This window comes from Streptomyces sp. BB1-1-1 (assembly GCF_031597775.1).
Classification (GTDB): domain Bacteria; phylum Actinomycetota; class Actinomycetes; order Streptomycetales; family Streptomycetaceae; genus Streptomyces; species Streptomyces thinghirensis.
This window is the reverse complement of the sequence record NZ_CP134203.1, coordinates 798,409-816,487: the sequence shown is the minus strand read 5'-3', so window position 1 is coordinate 816,487 and position 18,079 is coordinate 798,409. Positions and strand designations below refer to the sequence as shown.

The window sequence follows — 18,079 nt, the reverse complement described above, 5'->3', positions numbered from 1 at the left end:
GACGGTCCGGCCCCAGGGACATCGCTGTTCGGCGCCTACGACGGCAGCGGCGAGCGGCTGACGCGGATCTTGGACTGGCCGTGCGGCCGCTTCTCCCAGTCCGCCATGAACCGCGCGTGCAGACCGTACCCGCGGGCCAGCGTGAGCAGGGTGTCGGTGCGGTAGTAGAAGTCCTCGCGGAGCACCTGGTGTTCGGTGCCCTCGGTGCGGTCGAAGGTGAAGTCGAAGAACCCGGTGTCGGTCAGGACGCGGCCGACGTGGGAGAGGCACTCCTCGATCACGTTCAGCGGCGAGTGCGAGAAGACGCTGTGCGCGTGCACGACGTCGAAGTGGTCGTCCGGCAGGAAGTCCAGGGTGAGGTCCCCGGTGATGGTCAGGTGGGGCAGCTTGGCCTGGAGCCCGTGCTCGGTCAGCGTCTTCTTGGCGGCGATCAGGATGTCCGGCGAGATGTCGATGCCGTAGTAGTGCCCCGCGTCCAAGTGGTCGATGAAGTGCCGACCGCCGCGCAGGTTGCCGCAGCCGATGTCGAGCATGTGGTGCTCGGGGCGCAGCCCGTGCTCGATCAGGTACTCGAACTGCATCTGCCCGAGCGCCAGCCACCGGTCGTGGGTCTGGCTGCCGACCGCGGCCTCCGGGTTGCGGCGGGCGTCGGAGGCCATCACGGCCCGGTAGTAGCCGACGTGGTCCGGGTGCTTGATCCGCAGCCACGCGTCCCGGCCGGCCCGGCGGACGTAGGGGCCGACGCGCTCGGGATGGCGCAGCGCGTACGCGACCTTGTGCCTGAGCGCGGCCCGGTTGCTGCGCAGCTTCTTCGGGGACCTGGCGTCCTTGGGCATGGGATCGATCCTCCGTGTGAGCGCGGGGACGGACGGTGCCGCAGAGGGTGTCAGACCCGGCGGCGCGGCGACAGGACCGCGATGACGGCGAGTCCGAGGGCGAGGCCACCGAGGAGGGCCGTGTCGATCCGCCGGAATGTCCGGCAGTCGCCGGCCGGGCGCCGGCTCCGACGCACACCGACCGCGCCTCGTGGTCGGATTTGGACTGTCAGTCCAGCCGTTGGACGTGTAGTCTTAAACCTCCGGAAAACGAGTACGGAGGCCTCTGATGAGCGAATCGGCCCTGGACGCCGAACGGGACGCCGTCCTCGCCGCCCTGCGCCCCGTCGTGGACGGCGTCGCGGCGACGTTCGGCCCGGTCTGCGAGGTGGTCCTGCACGACTACCGACGCCCCGAGCGGTCGGTCGTGGCCGTCGCCGGCTCGGTGACCGGGCGGACGGTGGGCGGGGCGATGAGCGAGATCGGCATGCGCGTGCTGGCCCGCGGCGACGAGGCCCGGGACGAGCTGAACTACGTCACGCGGACGGCCGACGGCATCCTGCTGAAGTCCTCCACCATGGTGCTGCGCGACTCCACCGGGGCCGTGTTCGGCGCCCTGTGCGTCAACCTGGACGTCACCGCCGTGGACCGGGCCCAGTCCCTGCTCGGCGCCCTGGCCGGCACCGCGGCCGCCCCCGCCGACCCACCGGCGACCACCTTCGCCGACGACATCGACGCGGTGGTCGACGCGATCGTGGACGCCCACCCGCTGCGCCGGGACAGGAGCTGGGCGGCGCTGGAGCGCGCACAGCGACTGGAGCTGTTCCGCGACCTGGACGGGCGCGGCGTGTTCGCCGTACGCCGCTCGGTCGAGCAGGTCGCCGCCCGGCTCGGCATCTCCCGGGCCTCCGCCTACAACTACCTCTCCCAGGCCCGCGCCGCGGCCGGCCCGGCCGCCGACCCCGCTGGAGGACACGCGTGACGACCACCACCCCGCCGGTCACCCTCGACGACGTCCGCTCCGCCGCCGCCCGCCTCCGGGGTGTCGCGCACCGCACCCCGGTGCTGCGCTCGCGCACCCTGGACGCCCTGGCGGGCGCCGAGATCCTCCTCAAGTGCGAGAACCAGCAGCGGGTGGGCGCCTTCAAGTTCCGCGGCGCCTACAACGCGGCCTCCCGCCTCACGCCGGAGCAGCTCTCCCGCGGCATCGCCGCCTACTCCTCCGGGAACCACGCCCAGGCGGTCGCCCTCGCCGCGCGCGAGCTGGGCACCACCGCCGTGATCGTCATGCCCGAGGACGCGCCGCCCTCCAAGCGGGCGGCCACCGCCGGCTACGGCGCGGAGATCGTCACCTACGACCGCTACACCGGCGACCGTGTCGCCGTCGCCGAGGCCCTGGCCGCCGAACGCGGGCTGAGCCTGATCCCGCCCTACGAGCACCCGCACGTCATCGCCGGACAAGGCACCGCCGCCCTCGAACTCGTCGAGGAGACGGGACCACTGGACACCCTGATCGCACCGGTCGGCGGCGGCGGACTGATCGCCGGGAGCGCCACCGCCGTCAAGGGCCTGCACGCCGGCACCCGGGTCATCGGCGTCGAACCGGAGGCCGGTGACGACACCAAGCGGTCCCTGGAGGCGGGGCGGCGCGTCACCGTCCCGGTCCCGCGCACCATCGCCGACGGCCAGGCCCTGCACACCCCCGGCGAGCTGACCTTCTCCCTCAACCGGCGACTGCTCGACGGGATCGTGCTGGTCGGCGACGACGAGATCCGGGACGCGATGCGCTTCGCCTTCGAACGGCTGAAGACCGTGCTCGAACCGAGCGGCGCCACCCCGCTGGCCGCCCTCCTCACCGGCCGCGCCGGCCCGCTGACCGGCCGCGTGGGCGTGATCCTCTCCGGCGGCAACGTGGACGCCGAGCGCTTCGCCCGGCTGTGCGGCACACCGCGCTGACCGTGCGCGTCCCCCGGATGGCGGCCCCGAGTTGACAGGCGGACGATGGAGTGGTGGGGCCAGGGAAAGGAGGAGCGTCATGTTCGAGGCAAAGACGATCGACAAGCCGGACGAGCGGCGCGATTTCCCCCGCGGGCACATCGAGGCCGTGCACATGGAAGGACTCGACTTCGCCGTCGCCACCTTCGAGCCGGGCTGGCGCTGGTCGGAGTCCGTCGCCCCCATCGCGGGCACCGACAGCTGCATGATCCACCACAACTGCTACGTGGCCGAGGGACGCATGTGCGTCCGCATGGACGACGGCGCCGAGAGCGAGGTGGGCCCCGGCGACGTCTTCGTCTGCTCGCCCGGCCACGACGCCTGGGTCGTGGGCGACGGACAGTGCGTCGTGTACGACTTCGCCGGAGGCATGGCCAAGGAGTACGCCAAGGCCGACTAGGCGGAGACCGGCACGTCACACGAGGAACCGCGAACAACGAGAGGAGGGGGTGGCCGTCGCGACGGCCACCCCCTCCCGCTCCCGGCTCACGCGGCCTGCGCCACCGCCCCGACCGCCGGCGTACGCAGCACCCGCCGGGCCGTCACCAGACTCGTCCCCAGCGTCACCGCCGCCGACACCGACGCCATCGCGAGCCAGACCCCGAGGAACTGGTCCGGTAGCACCCCGTCGGTACGCACGACCGTGAACGGCACCACCCCGGCCAGCGCGGCCACCGTCCCGAAGAACACCCCGGTGACCGTCAGGATCCCGCTCTCGGCGCCGACCACACCCAGCACCTGCCCCGGAGTCGCCCCCGCCAGCCGCTGCTGCCCGAACTCACGGGAGCGGTACGTCGTCGCCGCGTACAGCGAGTTGACCAGCATCACGCAGACGAACACCGCGATGATGCCGACCACCGTGAGATTGAGCGTCTCCAGGTTCTTGGCGTCGACCGACTTGACCAGACCGGAGGCCCGCACGGCGTCGCTCTCCACCGCCTGCATGGTGACCGTCGCGGTCGACACCGCCGTGAACAGGATCAGCGACATCAGGATCCCGGCGAGGTGCCCGGCCCGCTCCCGCAGATTGCGCACGGCCAGCCAGCCGCTCGCCCCGCTCAGCGGCAGCCGGTCCAGCACGCCCCGCAGCAGCCGCGGCGACAGCAGCGCGAAGCCGACCGACAGCAGGATCGCCCCGTAGGCCGGCGGCGCCATCAGCCCCTCGTCCGTCGCGGACAACAGGAAGGTGGAGCAGGCCCCCGCGGCACCGGTGACCAGCGCGGCATACGTCAGGAACCGCCGGGCCCCCGCCCGCTCCCTGCTGCCCCGCGTCACCCGCCGCACCGCCAGGAACGCGGCGCCCGCCGACGCGAGCAGCGTGATGTGCACGCCGCTCATCAGCGCGATCGGACCGAAGGAGTACCCGACGGACCGCGCCACCTGGCCGCCGTCCTGGAACATCTCCAGCAGCGCCCGTCCACCGAGCATCGCCGGACCGATCGCCAGCGCCGCGCCCACCAGCGCCACGGCCACCGCCTCACCCACGACCATCCGCTTGATCTGGGCGGGCGTCGCCCCCGAGCAGCGCAACAGCTCCAGCTCGGCGGCCCGCTGACGCACGTTGACCGTCAGCGTCGAGGCCACGGCGAAGAACACCAGCAGGGTCCCGTAGCCGCCCACGACGCCCGCCGCCGTGCCCAGCGTCTCCGAGCTGACCGGATCCACGCCGTCCTGTCCCGCCGTGTCGTGCATCGAGTTGAACACCATGATGATCGCCGCGCCCAGGAAGGCGGACAGCAGCGTCGCGAGAAACCGTCCGGGGCGTTGCCGGATCGACCGCAGGGCCAGTACGAACATCGCTCACACCCCCGCCGGCACGTCGTCGCCGAGGTGCGCCAGCCGCTCCGCGACCGCGTCCGGCGTCGGAGCGTCCATCCGCCCCGCGAGCCGGCCGTCGGCGAGGAAGACGACCGAGTCGGCGTACGAGGCGGCCACCGGGTCGTGCGTCACCATCACCACGGTCCGGCCGTGCACCCGCACCGCCCCCTGCAACAGCAGCATCACCTGCCGTGCGCTGCGTGTGTCCAGCGCGCCCGTCGGCTCGTCCGCGAAGATCACCCGGGGCTCGGTGACCAGGGCACGGGCGATCGCCACCCGCTGCCGCTGACCGCCGGAGAGCTGGTCGGGACGGTGCCCGAGCCGGTCCCCGAGGCCGACGGTGGTCAGGATCTCCCGGGCCCGCTTCCGATCGACCCGGCGCCCTGCCAGCTTCAGCGGCAGCACCGTGTTCTGCGCGACCGTCAGCGTCTCCAGCAGGTTGTACTGCTGGAACACGAACCCCACCCGGCCGCGCCGGAACTTCGTCAGCTCCGCCTCGCCGCCGCCCGTCAGCTCGGTGCCGTCCACGCACACGATGCCGCTGTCCGGCCGGTCCAGACCCGCCGCGCACTGCAACAGCGTGGACTTGCCCGAGCCCGACGGTCCCATCACCGCGGTGAACGTGCCGCGCCCCAGGCTCAGCGTCACCCCGTCCAGCGCGGTCACCGCGTTCTCCGCGGTGCCGTAGGTCCGGGTCACCTTGACCAGACGGAGCGCCTCCGGGGCGGGGCCCGGGTCGTGGTCGCCTCGTGCGCCGGTGCGAAACATCGTCATCACCCTCCGTGCGGCACGCCCTGTGCGGTGCCTCACCGAGGACGCTACGGAGCGGGACGCCGGGGCACACTGGGCGCAGAGCCCCTGTCGAAGGGTGTACTCAGCGACACCGTGGCCCGGCATCCGTCCGGATCGGTCACCGCCTGCCCGCTCACCCCTCCACCAGCACCACCTCCAGCGTGCGCGGACCGTGCACCCCCTCGACCCGGTCCAGCTCGATGTCACTGGTCGCCGACGGACCGGAGATCCAGGTCAACGGACGGGCGGGGTCGAGGCGTTCGAGGGCCTGGGGCACCGATGACACCACCTGGTCCGGCACCCGTACGACGCAGACGTGGTGGTCGGGGACGAGGGTGATGCGGCGGCGGCCCTGGTCGGGGGAGCCGTCCAGGACGATGGTGCCGGTCTCGGCGACGGCGACCGCGCAGCCCGTGACCACGCTGTCGACCCGGTCGAGGTCCCGCGGGGTGTTCGCCGCGCGGTCGTGGACGCGGGTCGCGTCGACCGTCGTGAGCCAGTGCGGGGGCAGCTCCGGCGGAACCACCATGCTCCGCGAGCCGTGTGCCGCCAGGAGCCGCATCAGCAGCTCGGGCAACCGCGCGTCCGTGCACCGGTGCACGATCGCCCGGTAGTCCGCCAGGTTCTCGGCGAGCAGCTCCACCGTCTCGGCGGCGCCGCGCCGCCCGTGCTCGCGCAGATAGTCCCGCAACACCGGAGTCTCGTCGGCCGGCACGTCCGCGAGAGCGCGCCGTACCCGGCCCAGAATCCGTTCCCTGCTGCTCACTTCGCCCCGTCCTTCCCACCGCGCGTGCGCTGCCACCAGTCGCGGAACGGCTCCGCGGGAACCTCGGGAAGATCCCGGCTGCCGCTCCACGCCCGGCCCGGTCCGGGGAGCGTACGGGGATGGAGCCGCCGGGTCCGCGACGTCAGCCGCTGCCCGGCGCGCAGCGCGCCCGGGTGCGTGAACGCCCACTGCGCCGCCCGCATCGCCGCCCGCTCGGCCGCGTGCCCCTTGGCCGGTTTCAGGACGACCTTGTTGCCCTGCCGGACGGCGGGCCCGCCCTGCACCACCCGCTCCCGCAGGTGCACCAGCACCTCGGGGATGTCGATGGCGACCGGGCACACCTCGTAGCAGGCACCGCAGAGCGAGGACGCGTACGGCAGGGAGGCGTCGATCTCGCTGCCCGTGCCCCGCAGTTGCGGGCTGAGGATCGCGCCGATCGGGCCCGGGTACACCGAGCCGTAGGCGTGGCCGCCGGCCCGCTCGTAGACCGGGCAGACGTTCAGGCACGCCGAGCAGCGGATGCAGCGCAGTGCCTGGCGGCCGACCTCGTCGGCGAGGGTGTCGGTGCGGCCGTTGTCCAGCAGGACCAGGTGGAAGGTGCGGGGGCCGTCCTCGTCGGTGGTGCCGGTCCACATGGACGTGTACGGGTTCATGCGCTCGGCCGTCGAGGAGCGGGGGAGGGTCTGCAGGAAGACCTCCAGGTCCTGCCAGGTCGGCACGATCTTCTCGATGCCGACGACCGAGATCAGGGTCTCGGGCAGGGTCAGGCACATCCGGCCGTTGCCCTCGGACTCCACGACCACGAGTGTGCCGGTCTCGGCGACCATGAAGTTGGCGCCGGAGATGCCGACCTTGGCGCGCAGGAACTTCTCCCGCAGGTGGAGGCGGGCGGCCTCGGCGAGTTCGGCGGGCGTGTCGGTCAGGCCCTCGGGTGCCGGGCGGCCCCACTCGCCCATCTCGGAGCGGAAGATGTCCCGGATCTCGCCGCGGTTGCGGTGGATCGCCGGCACCAGGATGTGCGAGGGCCGGTCCTTGCCCAACTGCACGATCAGCTCGGCGAGATCGGTCTCGTAGGCGCGGATGCCCTCCGCCTCCAGCGCCTCGTTGAGACCGATCTCCTGCGTCGCCATCGACTTGACCTTGACGACCTCCGACTCCCCGGTCGCCTTCACCAGGTCCGCGACGATCCGGTTGGCCTCCTCGGCGTCCGCGGCCCAGTGCACCGTCCCCCCGGCCGCCGTCACCGCCTCCTCCACCCGCACCAGATACCGGTCCAGATGCCGCAGCGTGTGATCCTTGATCCGCTTCCCGGCCTCGCGCAGCGCCGCCCAGTCGTCCAGCTCCGCGACCGCACGGGCCCGCTTGTCCCGGATGGTGTGCGTCGCGTGCCGCAGATTCCCGCGCAGCGTCGGATCGTTTACGGCCGCACGGGCGGCCTCGGGAAAGGCCGGCATCCCCAGATAGGTCCCGCTCATACGGTCACCGCCTCCTCCGTGCCCGCCAGGATCTCCGCGATGTGCACCGGCCGCATGCCCGTCCGCAGCCGCGTCATGGTCCCGCCGATGTGCATCAGGCAGGAGTTGTCGGCCGCGCACAGCACCTCGGCGCCGGTGGACTCGGCGTTGCGCACCTTGTCCGCGCCCATCGCGGCCGACACGTCGGAGTTCTTCACGGCGAAGGTGCCGCCGAAGCCGCAGCACTCCTCGGCGCCGGGCAGCTCGACCAGCTCCAGCCCCTTCACCGCCTCCAGCAGCCGCCGGGGCCGGTCGCCGAGGCCCAGACTCCGCAGCCCGTGGCAGGTCGGGTGGTACGTCACCGTGTGCGGGTAGTACGCCCCCACGTCCGTGACCCCCAGCACGTCCACCAGGAACTCCGTCAGCTCGTACGTCTTCGGCACCACCGGCGCCAGAGTGGCCGCGAGCGTGTCCCCGCGCCCCTCCGCCCGCGCCCGTTCACCCATCCGCGGATACAGCTCCCGCACCATCGCCCCGCAGGAACCCGACGGCGTCACGATCGCCTCGTACTCCGCGAACACCTTTGAGAAGCGCCGGGCCAGCGGCTCCGCCTCGTGCCGGTACCCGGTGTTGTAGTGCGCCTGCCCGCAGCAGGTCTGGGCCACCGGGAAGTCGACCTCGACGCCCAGTCTGGTCAGCAGCTTCACCACGGCACGGCCGGTGTCCGGATACAACGTGTCGTTGACGCAGGTCAGGAACAGGGCGACACGCATCGCGGCTCCTTGTGATCGGCCGGCTCGAACATCGTGATCATCGGATGAACCGCAGGGTAGTCGGCATAGCCGGGCCGGGGGAGACCCCCGTCGGCGCGTCCCTCCACGCCGCCCGCTTCCGGCTGCCCGCCTGACGGGGACCTCCGCAGGGCGGCGCGGGTAATGTGTGAAGGTCTTCCGGCCGCCCACGTCCCGGTGCGTTGCCCAGCCCGACCCTGGAGGTCCCTGCCCGATGGCCCATTCGGTGGGTATCAAGGACGTCGCCCGAGCCGCCGGAGTGTCCGTGGGCACGGTCTCCAACGTCATCAACCGCCCCGACACCGTGGCGACCGAGACCCGCGCGCGCGTACTGGCCGAGATCGACCGGCTCGGCTACGTCCGCAGTGAGTCCGCGCGTCAGCTGCGCGCGGGCCGCAGCCGCATCATGGGGCTGCTCGTGCTGGACATGGGCAACCCCTTCTTCGTCGACGTCGCGCGCGGCGCCGAGCGGGCCGCGCGCGACGCCGGGCTCGGCGTGATGGTCTGCAACAGCGCCCAGAACCCGGGGGAGGAGGCCGAGTACCTCTCGCTCTTCGCCGAACAGCGGGTCCGCGGCGTACTGCTGACCCCGGCCGACGCCACCGGCCGCAACATCGAGGGCTTCCGGCGGCACAACATCCCCTTCGTGCTGGTCGACCGTGTCGCCGAGGGCACCACCGAGTGCTCCGTCTCCGTCGACGACGTCGCGGGCGGCGCCCTGGCGGTACGTCACCTCGTGGACGCCGGACACCGCTCCATCGCCTACGTCAGCGGCCCGCCCGGCCTCAACCAGGTGCGCGACCGCCGCACCGGCGCCCTGCACGCGCTCGCCGAGGCCGGACTCGGTCCCGACGCGCTGCGCGAACTGCCCACCGAGCGGCTCGACGTCGCCGCGGGCCGGGACGCCGGCGCCCGCCTCCTCGGCCTCTCCGACCGGCCGACCGCCGTCTTCTGCGCCAACGACCTGCTGGCCCTCGGCGTCCTCCAGGCCGTGTACGCCGCCGGGGTCGGCGTCCCCGACGACCTCGCGATCGTCGGCTACGACGACATCGAGTTCGCCGCCGCCGCGGCCGTCCCGCTCACCTCCGTGCGCCAGCCGGCCGTCACCATGGGCGCCATGGCCGCCGAGCTGCTGCTCGAGGAGACGGAGTCGCAGGGCGCGGACCGGGCCCACACGCACCGGCGGGTCGTGCTCCAGCCCGAGCTGGTCGTGCGGCGCTCCAGCCTCGCCGCCCGCTGACCCGTCGTTCAGCACGAATTTCCCCTCCCGGGGGTCGGATGCCGCACAACCGTGTGCTGAACTGGGACACGGTCGAAAGATCCGTCCGTATGGTCCATCCGTTCCGGGAGCCCCGTTGAGCGTCAGCTACCGTCAGCCCGGCGTCGTCCTCACCGACCGCCGTTTCACCGTGCCCCTCGACCACGCGAACCCCTCCGGGGAGACGATCGAGCTGTACGCCCGCGAGGCCGTGGCGAGCGACAGGACGGGCCAGAACCTGCCGTGGCTGGTCTATCTCCAGGGCGGCCCCGGCTTCGGGGCGAACCGTTTCATCGGCCGCCCCGCCTGGCTCGGCCGCGCCCTGAAGGACTACCGGGTGCTGCTCCTGGACCAGCGCGGCACCGGCGCCTCCACGCCCGCGGGCCGCCAGACGCTCCCGCTGCGCGGCGGCCCCGCCGAGCAGGCCGACTACCTCACCCACTTCCGCGCCGACGCCATCGTCCGCGACTGCGAGGCCATCCGCCCCCAGATCACCGGTGGCGCCCCCTGGGCCGTCCTCGGCCAGAGCTTCGGCGGCTTCTGCACCGTCGCCTACCTGTCGCTGGCCCCCGAGGGGCTGAGCACCGCCCTGATCACCGGCGGCCTGCCCTCCCTGGACGCCCACGCCGACGACGTCTACCGGGCCGCCTACCCGCGCATCGAACGCAAGGTCGCCGCGCACTACGCCCGCTACCCGCAGGACGTCGAACGCGCCCGCCGCATCGCCGACCACCTGCTCACCCACGACGTGGTCCTGCCGAACGGCTACCGGCTCACCGTGGAGGCATTCCAGTCCCTCGGCATCCTCCTCGGCGGCGGCGAGGGCAGCCACCGCCTGCACTTCCTCCTGGAGGACGCCTTCGTCCGCACCCCGCGCGGACACGAACTGTCCGACGCCTTCCAGGAGCAGGTCCAGGGCCTGCTGTCGTACGCCGGCCACCCGCTCTACGCCCTGGTCCACGAGGCGATCTACGGCCAGGACGCGCGCCCCACCGACTGGTCGGCCGAGCGGGTCCGCGCCGAGTTCCCGCGCTTCGACGCCGCCAAGGCCCTCGCCGGCGACGAACCGCTGCTGTTCACCGGCGAGTCCGTCCACCCCTGGATGTTCGACTGCGACCCGGCGCTGCGCCCGCTGCGCGAGACCGCCGAACTGCTCGCCGCCCGCACCGACTGGACGCCCCTGTACGACCCGGCCCGCCTCGCCGCCAACGAGGTGCCGGCCGCCGCCGCCGTCTACCACGACGACATGTACGTCGACACCGGCCACGCGCTGACCACGGCACGCGCGATCCGCGGCCTGCGCACCTGGGTCACCGACGAGTTCGAGCACGACGGCGTACGGGCCGGCGGCCCCCGCGTCCTGGACCGGCTGCTCGCACTCGCCCGCGACGAGGCCTGAACGGCGACGCGTTCGAATTCCGGGTGGGATGTCAGCGGCACGGGTTAATGTGCGGGCATGACGGAGCCGACGATCACGCAACTGGAGCCCATGCCCGGCGACTGGCGGCGCGCCCTGGCCGTCGTCGCCCACCCGGACGACCTGGAGTACGGCTGCTCGGCGGCGATCGCGGCCTGGACCGACGAGGGCCGCGAGGTCGCCTACGTCCTCGCGACCCGGGGCGAGGCGGGCATCGACACGCTGGCGCCCGCCGAGTGCGGCCCCCTGCGCGAGCGGGAGCAGCGGGCGAGCGCGGCCGTCGTCGGGGTGAGCGAGGTGGAGTTCCTCGACCACCAGGACGGTGTCGTCGAGTACGGCACCGCCCTGCGCCGCGACATCGCCGCCGCGATCCGCAGGTACCGCCCCGAGCTGGTCATCACCATGAACCACCGGGACACCTGGGGCGGCGTCGCCTGGAACACCCCGGACCATGTCGCCGTCGGCCGTGCCACGCTCGACGCGGCGGGCGACGCCGGCAACCGGTGGATCTTCCCGGAGCTGACCGAGCAGGGCCTCGAACCCTGGAACGGCGTGCGCTGGGTCGCCGTCGCGGGCTCCTCCTCGCCCACGCACGCCGTGGACGCCACGCCGGGGCTGGAGCGCGCGGTGCGCTCCCTGCTCGAACACCGCACGTACATCGAGGTGCTGACCGACGAGGACCCGGAGACGTACGTGCGCGGATTCCTCGTCGGGTTCGCCGAGGCGGCGGGTGAGCGGTTCGGCGGAAAGCCGGCGGTGACCTTCGAAGTCTTCGGACGGTAGCGGCATGGCGGGGGAGCGGGGGGAGCACCACGTGCGGGGGGAACAGAGCGTGCGGGAGGAACAGAACGCGCGGGGGCCGCAGTCCGTGCCGGGGCAGCAGCGTCTGGCGGAGCGGTTCGAGGAGCACCGGGGGCAGCTGAAGGCCGTGGCCTACCGCATGCTCGGTTCACTCACCGAGGCGGAGGACGCCGTGCAGGAGGCGTGGCTGCGCCTCGACCGCACCGGCGCGGACGGCATCGACAACCTCGGCGCCTGGCTGACCACGGTGACCGGCCGCGTCTGCCTGGACCTGCTGCGCTCACGCACCGCGCGCCGCGAGGAGCCGATGACCGAGGGCTTCGACACCTTCGTCCCGGACCCCGTGCTGAGGGCACTGCCGCAGGGCGATCCCGAGCAGGAGGCCCTGCACACCGACTCGGTGGGCCTGGCCCTGCTGGTCGTACTGGAGACCCTGGAGCCCGCCGAGCGGCTGGCGTTCGTGCTGCACGACATGTTCTCCGTGCCCTTCGACGACATCGCGACGATCGTGGAGCGCAGCCCGGCCGCCACCCGGCAGCTGGCCAGCAGGGCCCGGCGCCGGGCCCGGGAGGCCACGCCCGCGGCCGATCCCGATCTCGGCCGGCAGCGTCAGGCCGTCGAGGCGTTCCTGGCCGCCAGCCGCGCCGGCGACTTCGAGGCCCTGGTGTCCGTCCTCCACCCGGACGTGGTGCTGCGGGCCGACGCCGGCGCGCTCGCCTCGGGAATCGCGGCGTCGAAGGTGGTGCGGGGGGCGCGGACGGTCGCCACCGGGGCGTTCCACTTCCGCCGTCTCGCCGGTCTCGCACGTCTCGTCCTGGTCAACGGCGCGGTCGGCACCGTCGCCCTGTCCGAGGGGCGTCCGCGGTCGGTCACCTACGTCACCGTCGTCGACGGGCTCATCACCGGCCTCTACATCCTGTCCGACCCCGAGCGGCTGGCCCGACTGGACCTGTCCGCCCTGGAGGCCTGACCGGCGCCGCCCACCGGGACCGGGGCCGTCGGCGCGGTGGTGCGACGGCGGCCCGTATCCTCGACGTCATGCGAGAAAACACGACTGACCAGGCGGAACTGCGCGGCGACTGCGAGCGCTGCTTCGGCCTGTGCTGCGTGGCCCTGCCCTTCTCTCGCTCGGCGGACTTCGCCATCGACAAGGACGCCGGAAAGCCCTGCCCGAACCTTCAGGGCGACCACCGCTGCGGTATCCACGCGCGGCTGCGGCAGAGCGGCTTCACCGGCTGCACGGTCTACGACTGCTTCGGCGCCGGACAGAAGGTCTCACAGGTCACCTTCGGCGGCCAGGACTGGCGCACCGGCCCGCCGGAGCGAACCCGCCGCGTCTTCGACGTGTTCCCGGTCGTCCGCCAGCTGCACGAACTGCTCTGGTACCTGACCGAGGCGCTGACCCTGCCCGCGGCCCGCCCGGTCCACGCCGACCTGCGCCGCGCCCTGACCGACACCGAGCGCCTCACCGACGGCTCTCCCGACGAGCTGGCCGCCCTCGACGTCGCCGAGCAGCGGCGGCGGGTCAACGCCCTGCTGCTGCGCACCAGCGAACTCGTGCGGGCCGGTACACGCGGCAAGAAGAAGAACCGCCGCAACGCCGACCTCATGGGCGCCCGCCTCAAGGGCGCCGATCTCAGCGGGGCCGATCTGCGCGGGGCCTACCTCATCGCCGCCGACCTCACCGGCGCGGATCTGCGGGGCGCGGACCTGATCGGCGCCGACCTGCGCGACGCCGACCTCACGGACGCGGACCTGACCGGCGCCTTCTTCCTCACCCAGCCGCAGCTCACCGCGGCCCGGGGCAGCGCCGGTACGAGGCTGCCCGGGTCAGTCACCCATCCCCCGCACTGGACAGCGGGGCGCTGAGGCGGCGTCCTCGGCGACGGCGGCCCGGTCAGGAGCGCCCCCGGGCCGGCCGGCCGCGGTCCGCCGGTCCAGCCGCAGCCGCAGCCCTTCCGGCATCAGCGTCAGCCGCTCGGTCACCCGGAGCCGGTAGTCCGGGTCGGGCCGCAGCTCGTAGCGGCGCAGCAGCAGACCCAGGACCAGCGTCGCCTCGTGCAGCGCGAACTGCCGCCCGATGCACGCCCGCGCCCCCGTTCCGAACGGCTTGAAGGTGTGCGGGGCACGCGACCGTACGGCCTTGGCGTCGAAGCGGTCCGGGTCGAACCGCTCGGCGTCCGGTCCCCAGACCTCCGGGTCGCGGTGCAGCATCCCCGCGAGCACCAGCGCCCAGGCACCGCGCCGCATCGGATACTCACCACCCAGCACCGTGTCCCGGCGGGCCTCCCGCGCGAAGGCCGGCGCGGTCGGCCACAGCCGCAGCGACTCGTCCAGCACCCGGCGCAGGTAGCGCAGTTTGGCCACCTGCTCGTAGCCGGGCGCCTCCGTGTCGCCCCACACCCGGTCCACCTCGGCCCGGGCCCGGGCCGCGGCATCGGGGTGCTGCGCGAGGTAGTGCAGGGCGAAGGAGAGCGCGCCCGAGGTGGTTTCGTGCCCGGCCACCAGGAAGGTGATGACCTGGCGGCGGACGTTCTCCGGCGACAGCCGCTCACCGGTTTCGGGATGGGCGGTCTCCAGCATCCGGTCGAGCAGGTCGCCCTCGCCGCCGGCGCCCCTGCGGGCGCGGACCAGGTCGTCGACGGTGCGGTTGAGGTAGGCGATGTCGGCGGCGTTGCGGCGGCTCGCGCGGCGCAGCAGCCACGGGGCCAGCGGGGCGGGCACGGTGTTGAGGCGCTGTGCGTAGGTGAGTGTGCCCACCATCGCGGTCACGAAGGGATGGAGCCGGGCGCGCTCGAAGGACCCGAAGTCGTGCCCGAATCCGGTGCGCGCGATCGTCTCCAGCGTCAGCTTGGTCATGTCGCCGGGCACGTCCACCGCCCGCCCCGCCGCCTGAGCCCGGTCCCAGTGGTCCGTGAGCCGTCCGGCCACGTCCAGCATCATCACGTGGTAGCCCGCCATGGCCTCGCGGCTGAACCCGGGCGCCAGGACGTCGTGCGCGAGCTGCCAGTTGGACTCGTGGTTGTACGCCGTGAACAGCCCGTCCCCGGCGATCGGCCGCAGGTTGGCCACGCCGAGTCCCACATGCTTGGCGAACCGCTCCTCGTCGGCGAGGTCGGCGGTGAGCGAGGCGCCCCACACGAACACGAACTCCTTGCCGAAGGCCCGCCGCCGGAATATCGGCCCCAGTCGCCGGGCGTAGCGCAGCGAGTCCTGCATCGGGGTGCGCCTGCTCGCGCCGACCACGTCCCCCAGCAGCGGTAGCCGGTACGGCGGGTGCGGGAGGCGATGCAGTTCGGGCCAGCCCAGCTCGGCGCTGCGGAACCCCTTCGGCAGTCCGTCCGGTTTCGTTCCGTTCGTCGTCTCCGCCATGACGCGATCTCCCTTGACGCAGCGGCGTGTCGCACGTGCCGAGGCAAGCCTGTTGTACATGGATTCAATAACGCGGCTCAGTCTCGTCCCGTTGTTGAACCGACGTCAAGTAAGGTGCGCACATGGCCGCGAACCAGGGCGAGCGCACACGCCGCCGGCTCAGCACCGGCGAGCGACGTGAGCAGTTGCTGTCGGTGGGCGCGCGGCTGTTCTCGGACAGCCCCTACGACGACGTGTGGATCGAGCAGGTCGCCGAGATCGCCGGCGTCTCCCGGGGGTTGCTGTACCACTATTTCCCGACCAAACGGGACTTCTTCGCGGCGGTCGTCGAGCGCGAGAGCGAGCGCATGCTGCGGATGACGGCGGCCGTGCCCGGCGTTCCGGTCCGGGAGCAGCTCACCGCCGGACTCGACGCGTACCTGGAGTACGTCCGGGCCCACGCGCACGGATACCGCGCCTTCCACCGCGCCGACGCGACCGGGGACCAGGCGGTGCGCCGGGTCTATCGGCAGGCCCTCGCGGCACAGGAGCGGCAGATCCTCGAAGCCCTGTCCGCGGACCCCGAGTTCGGCCCGGCCTTCGAGGCGCGGACCGACGTACGGCTGGCGGTGCGCGGCTGGCTGGCGTTCACCACCGCCGTCTGCCTGGAGTGGCTGCGGGATCCGGAGCCGGCCCGTGAGCAGGTGCGCGACCTGTGCGCACGGGCTCTGCTGGGTGCCATCGCGCCGTGAGCGCCCCCGTTGCACTTCGAAACGCGCGCTCAAGTCGCTGAAACGCGCCCTCCGGTGCACGGAAAAAGTTCCGCGAAGATCACGCGTCCTGGTTGGCGCACACCTCGATCTCCGATAAGTTAGGTGAGCCTTACCTAATGAACCTGATGATCTGTGCTCAACGAACTGACGAAGGAGGTCGGGGATGGGTGACAGCCACACCTGGACGGCCGCGCCTGCCGCGGCGGAGCAGGCCCGTTCCGTACTCGCCGCCGCCTGGTCCTGCGCGGTGACCGCGGAAGGCGGCCGCGAGGAGTTCGTCGGCGCGCACTCCGTGACCGACGACGGCCGGGTGCTGCTGCACGTGCCCGAGGACAGCGCTCTGCTCGCGGCCGCGATCTGCGCGCCACGGGGCGAGCCGTCCGCCGTACTGGAGTTCGCCGACGTGGCGCCCGTCCCGGTGCGGGGCCGGATCAGGGCGCGGCTCTGGCTCGCGGGCTGGTTCGTCCTGGAGGACGGCCACTTGGCGTTCACACCCACCCGCGTGGTGCTGCGGCAGCCGTCCGGTGCCGTGGTCGTCGGCCTCGACGAGTTCACCGCCGCCGGGCCCGACCCGCTGGCCCTGGCCGAGGCCCGGCTGCTGACCCATCTCGCCGACTGCCACGGTGACGCCGTGGAGCGGCTGACCCGGCTCGTCGACGCCGACAGCCTGCACGGCGCGGTCCGGGTACGGCCGTTCGCCGTCGACCGGCACGGACTGACGCTGCGCGTCGAGCGCGCCCGCTCCCACGGCGACGTACGCCTGCCCTTCCACGCGCCCGCCGACGACGTCGCGCAGCTCACCGAGCGGATGCACGTGCTGCTGGCGCAGGCGAGCGCCGCCTCCTGCCCCCGGGCCCTGCAACGGCAGCGCACCGACGGCGACGGGTGAGACGAACGGCCTCGCCGGCGCCGGCCGGTGAAGCCGGCCCCGTCCCGAGGCCCCCCGCAACGCCGGCGGCCCCGTGACTACCAGTCCCCGTCCTCCACGGGTGCGCCCGGTGCGTCCTTGAGCGGCCGGACCTGCTGCTGTGCGGGCGACTGCCACGGCTCGTGGTCGTCCCCGATCCAGTCCCCGACCGGCTTGACGTCCTGGAGCGGGTCGGTCGGCGCGAGGTCGTGGGCGTCCTGGTCGTAGTAGTCGTACCAGGGCAGCCCGGCCCGCGTGTACGCGGCCCGGTCCACCGGGGACGGCGGCGGCTCCTCGCCGGTGATGCGCCGCCACTCCGGCGGCGTCACCAGATGCACGAAGACCCGGCCCGCGGGCCGCTCGGCCCAGTCCGTCAGCGGACGTTCGTCGCGGTAGACCTCCTGCCGCATGGACCCTCCGACACCGAGCCCCATGGCCGGCGCGGACCGGGCCCGGGCCGCGCCCGCGTGGGCCGGGGCCGCGCCGGGAGCGGCCGGGGCGGACATCGGCATCGCGGCCCCGTAGGCTCCGCCCGACCGGGCCGCCCCGCGCGCCAGTTCTCTCCGGCGCCGTTCCTCCTCGCGCCAGCGGGCCAGCTCGGCGTCGCCCAGTGTGAAGGCCTGCAACTGGACGCCGCCCCAGACCTCCTCGCCGGTGACCTGGCCCTCGACGGTCGCCCCCATGCCGAGCGGTACCGCCACGAACTGGCGGACCGTACCCGTCCCGGAGTTGATGCCGTCCAGCCAGGGCTGGCGGGGGAGCACCACGTAGTTCTGCGGGTCGCGGGCGAGCCGGTCGCTCCAGGGCTTGCCCGAGACCGCGCACACCTTGCCCACCCCGACCTGGAGCGCGGCGGGCTCCGTCGTGCCGGCGAAACTCAGCCACATGGCCTCGCGCAGGTACACCGGCAGCATCACGCCGCCGCGCGCCCGCCACGTCTCGGGCACGGTGTCGGCGTAGTCGGCGACCCGGCGGACCGGGAACTCGCCGAGCCCCGGCGGCAGCGGGTGGGTGCCCGTCTCGGGCAGTCGCAGGGTGCGGACGAAGCGGACCGCCGCACCGCCCGGCAGCAGCAGTCTGTTCCCGTCGATCCGCACGCTGGTGTCGGTCATCCGTACGCCCCCTCTTCCCAGTCCCACTG

18 protein-coding genes are annotated in these 18,079 nt (G+C 73.1%); 10 read left to right on the top strand and 8 right to left on the bottom strand.

Features of this window, described 5'->3' with window-relative positions:
* Window positions 1-35 precede the first annotated feature (35 nt).
* A complete protein-coding gene (locus RI578_RS03695) occupies window positions 36-836 on the bottom strand; it encodes an L-histidine N(alpha)-methyltransferase (protein WP_310869692.1) in 801 nt (266 codons plus the stop codon).
* Window positions 837-1,104: 268 nt separating this feature from the next.
* Between RI578_RS03695 and RI578_RS03690 the strand changes: the two genes are divergently transcribed.
* The 3 genes from RI578_RS03690 to RI578_RS03680 all read left to right on the top strand — a co-directional run bounded on the left by RI578_RS03690 (window position 1,105) and on the right by RI578_RS03680 (window position 3,210).
* Window positions 1,105-1,797, top strand: coding sequence for a helix-turn-helix transcriptional regulator (locus tag RI578_RS03690; RefSeq protein ID WP_310869691.1), 693 nt, complete (start codon window positions 1,105-1,107; stop codon window positions 1,795-1,797).
* Window positions 1,794-2,771: a pyridoxal-phosphate dependent enzyme gene (locus RI578_RS03685; protein ID WP_310869690.1), complete on the top strand. Its 978-nt coding sequence runs from the start codon at window positions 1,794-1,796 to the stop codon at window positions 2,769-2,771. The genes RI578_RS03690 and RI578_RS03685 overlap by 4 nt, the downstream gene beginning before the upstream one ends.
* 79 nt (window positions 2,772-2,850) lie before the next feature.
* Window positions 2,851-3,210: a cupin domain-containing protein gene (locus RI578_RS03680; protein WP_310869689.1), complete on the top strand. Its 360-nt coding sequence runs from the start codon at window positions 2,851-2,853 to the stop codon at window positions 3,208-3,210.
* 86 nt (window positions 3,211-3,296) lie between these two features.
* On the opposite strand, the gene RI578_RS03675 is transcribed toward RI578_RS03680, so the two are convergent.
* The 5 genes from RI578_RS03675 to RI578_RS03655 all read right to left on the bottom strand — a co-directional run bounded on the left by RI578_RS03675 (window position 3,297) and on the right by RI578_RS03655 (window position 8,413).
* On the bottom strand, window positions 3,297-4,607 hold the full coding sequence (locus RI578_RS03675) for an ABC transporter permease (RefSeq protein WP_310869688.1): 1,311 nt from the start codon (window positions 4,605-4,607) through the stop codon (window positions 3,297-3,299).
* 3 nt (window positions 4,608-4,610) lie between these two features.
* The gene (locus RI578_RS03670) at window positions 4,611-5,396 is read right to left on the bottom strand and encodes an ABC transporter ATP-binding protein (protein ID WP_310875654.1); all 786 of its coding nucleotides are present in this window, start codon (window positions 5,394-5,396) and stop codon (window positions 4,611-4,613) included.
* A gap of 157 nt (window positions 5,397-5,553) precedes the next feature.
* Window positions 5,554-6,186 (bottom strand): lactate utilization protein C, encoded by a 633-nt coding sequence (locus tag RI578_RS03665; protein WP_310869687.1) that lies wholly within the window; start codon window positions 6,184-6,186, stop codon window positions 5,554-5,556.
* Window positions 6,183-7,661 carry a LutB/LldF family L-lactate oxidation iron-sulfur protein gene (locus RI578_RS03660; protein WP_310869686.1) on the bottom strand — a complete coding sequence of 493 codons (1,479 nt, stop codon included), beginning with the start codon at window positions 7,659-7,661 and terminating at the stop codon, window positions 6,183-6,185. The genes RI578_RS03665 and RI578_RS03660 overlap by 4 nt, the downstream gene beginning before the upstream one ends.
* Window positions 7,658-8,413: a (Fe-S)-binding protein gene (locus RI578_RS03655; protein WP_310869685.1), complete on the bottom strand. Its 756-nt coding sequence runs from the start codon at window positions 8,411-8,413 to the stop codon at window positions 7,658-7,660. Before RI578_RS03655 ends, RI578_RS03660 begins: the two co-directional genes overlap by 4 nt.
* A gap of 232 nt (window positions 8,414-8,645) precedes the next feature.
* On the opposite strand from RI578_RS03655, the gene RI578_RS03650 reads away from it, so the two are divergent.
* The 5 genes from RI578_RS03650 to RI578_RS03630 all read left to right on the top strand — a co-directional run bounded on the left by RI578_RS03650 (window position 8,646) and on the right by RI578_RS03630 (window position 13,776).
* Window positions 8,646-9,671, top strand: a complete 1,026-nt coding sequence (locus RI578_RS03650) for a LacI family DNA-binding transcriptional regulator (RefSeq protein ID WP_310869684.1) — start codon at window positions 8,646-8,648, stop codon at window positions 9,669-9,671.
* 115 nt (window positions 9,672-9,786) lie between these two features.
* Window positions 9,787-11,088 carry an alpha/beta fold hydrolase gene (locus RI578_RS03645; protein WP_310869683.1) on the top strand — a complete coding sequence of 434 codons (1,302 nt, stop codon included), beginning with the start codon at window positions 9,787-9,789 and terminating at the stop codon, window positions 11,086-11,088.
* Window positions 11,089-11,145: 57 nt separating this feature from the next.
* Entirely contained in the window at window positions 11,146-11,889 is a 744-nt protein-coding gene (locus RI578_RS03640; RefSeq protein ID WP_310869682.1) for a PIG-L deacetylase family protein, read from the top strand.
* A gap of 4 nt (window positions 11,890-11,893) precedes the next feature.
* The gene (locus tag RI578_RS03635) at window positions 11,894-12,877 is read left to right on the top strand and encodes a sigma-70 family RNA polymerase sigma factor (RefSeq protein ID WP_310869681.1); all 984 of its coding nucleotides are present in this window, start codon (window positions 11,894-11,896) and stop codon (window positions 12,875-12,877) included.
* A gap of 68 nt (window positions 12,878-12,945) precedes the next feature.
* Window positions 12,946-13,776, top strand: coding sequence for a pentapeptide repeat-containing protein (locus RI578_RS03630; RefSeq protein WP_310869680.1), 831 nt, complete (start codon window positions 12,946-12,948; stop codon window positions 13,774-13,776).
* Here the strand turns inward: RI578_RS03630 and RI578_RS03625 are convergent.
* Window positions 13,738-15,279 carry a cytochrome P450 gene (locus tag RI578_RS03625; RefSeq protein WP_310869679.1) on the bottom strand — a complete coding sequence of 514 codons (1,542 nt, stop codon included), beginning with the start codon at window positions 15,277-15,279 and terminating at the stop codon, window positions 13,738-13,740. The genes RI578_RS03630 and RI578_RS03625 overlap by 39 nt on opposite strands.
* Window positions 15,280-15,401: 122 nt before the next feature.
* Here RI578_RS03625 and RI578_RS03620 point away from each other — a divergent pair, with 122 nt between their 5' ends.
* Both RI578_RS03620 and RI578_RS03615 read left to right on the top strand, forming a co-directional pair.
* Window positions 15,402-16,010, top strand: coding sequence for a TetR/AcrR family transcriptional regulator (locus RI578_RS03620; protein ID WP_310869678.1), 609 nt, complete (start codon window positions 15,402-15,404; stop codon window positions 16,008-16,010).
* A gap of 184 nt (window positions 16,011-16,194) precedes the next feature.
* Entirely contained in the window at window positions 16,195-16,920 is a 726-nt protein-coding gene (locus tag RI578_RS03615) for a DUF2470 domain-containing protein (protein ID WP_310869677.1), read from the top strand.
* 77 nt (window positions 16,921-16,997) lie between these two features.
* Here RI578_RS03615 and RI578_RS03610 read toward each other — a convergent pair whose 3' ends face one another.
* Window positions 16,998-18,050: a hypothetical protein gene (locus RI578_RS03610; protein WP_310869676.1), complete on the bottom strand. Its 1,053-nt coding sequence runs from the start codon at window positions 18,048-18,050 to the stop codon at window positions 16,998-17,000.
* Window positions 18,051-18,079 lie beyond the last annotated feature (29 nt).

Excerpts from the sequence above, each read along its gene's own strand:
- RI578_RS03615 (WP_310869677.1), top strand. The coding sequence starts at position 16,195 with ATGGGTGACAGCCACACCTGGACGGCCGCGCCTGCCGCGGCGGAGCAG.
- RI578_RS03630 (WP_310869680.1), top strand. The coding sequence starts at position 12,946 with ATGCGAGAAAACACGACTGACCAGGCGGAACTGCGCGGCGACTGCGAG.
- RI578_RS03635 (WP_310869681.1), top strand. The coding sequence starts at position 11,894 with ATGGCGGGGGAGCGGGGGGAGCACCACGTGCGGGGGGAACAGAGCGTG.
- RI578_RS03680 (WP_310869689.1), top strand. The coding sequence starts at position 2,851 with ATGTTCGAGGCAAAGACGATCGACAAGCCGGACGAGCGGCGCGATTTC.
- RI578_RS03670 (WP_310875654.1), bottom strand. The coding sequence starts at position 5,396 with ATGTTTCGCACCGGCGCACGAGGCGACCACGACCCGGGCCCCGCCCCG.
- RI578_RS03675 (WP_310869688.1), bottom strand. The coding sequence starts at position 4,607 with ATGTTCGTACTGGCCCTGCGGTCGATCCGGCAACGCCCCGGACGGTTT.
- RI578_RS03620 (WP_310869678.1), top strand. The coding sequence starts at position 15,402 with ATGGCCGCGAACCAGGGCGAGCGCACACGCCGCCGGCTCAGCACCGGC.
- RI578_RS03640 (WP_310869682.1), top strand. The coding sequence starts at position 11,146 with ATGACGGAGCCGACGATCACGCAACTGGAGCCCATGCCCGGCGACTGG.
- RI578_RS03690 (WP_310869691.1), top strand. The coding sequence starts at position 1,105 with ATGAGCGAATCGGCCCTGGACGCCGAACGGGACGCCGTCCTCGCCGCC.
- RI578_RS03655 (WP_310869685.1), bottom strand. The coding sequence starts at position 8,413 with ATGCGTGTCGCCCTGTTCCTGACCTGCGTCAACGACACGTTGTATCCG.
- RI578_RS03650 (WP_310869684.1), top strand. The coding sequence starts at position 8,646 with ATGGCCCATTCGGTGGGTATCAAGGACGTCGCCCGAGCCGCCGGAGTG.
- RI578_RS03625 (WP_310869679.1), bottom strand. The coding sequence starts at position 15,279 with ATGGCGGAGACGACGAACGGAACGAAACCGGACGGACTGCCGAAGGGG.
- RI578_RS03660 (WP_310869686.1), bottom strand. The coding sequence starts at position 7,661 with ATGAGCGGGACCTATCTGGGGATGCCGGCCTTTCCCGAGGCCGCCCGT.
- RI578_RS03610 (WP_310869676.1), bottom strand. The coding sequence starts at position 18,050 with ATGACCGACACCAGCGTGCGGATCGACGGGAACAGACTGCTGCTGCCG.
- RI578_RS03695 (WP_310869692.1), bottom strand. The coding sequence starts at position 836 with ATGCCCAAGGACGCCAGGTCCCCGAAGAAGCTGCGCAGCAACCGGGCC.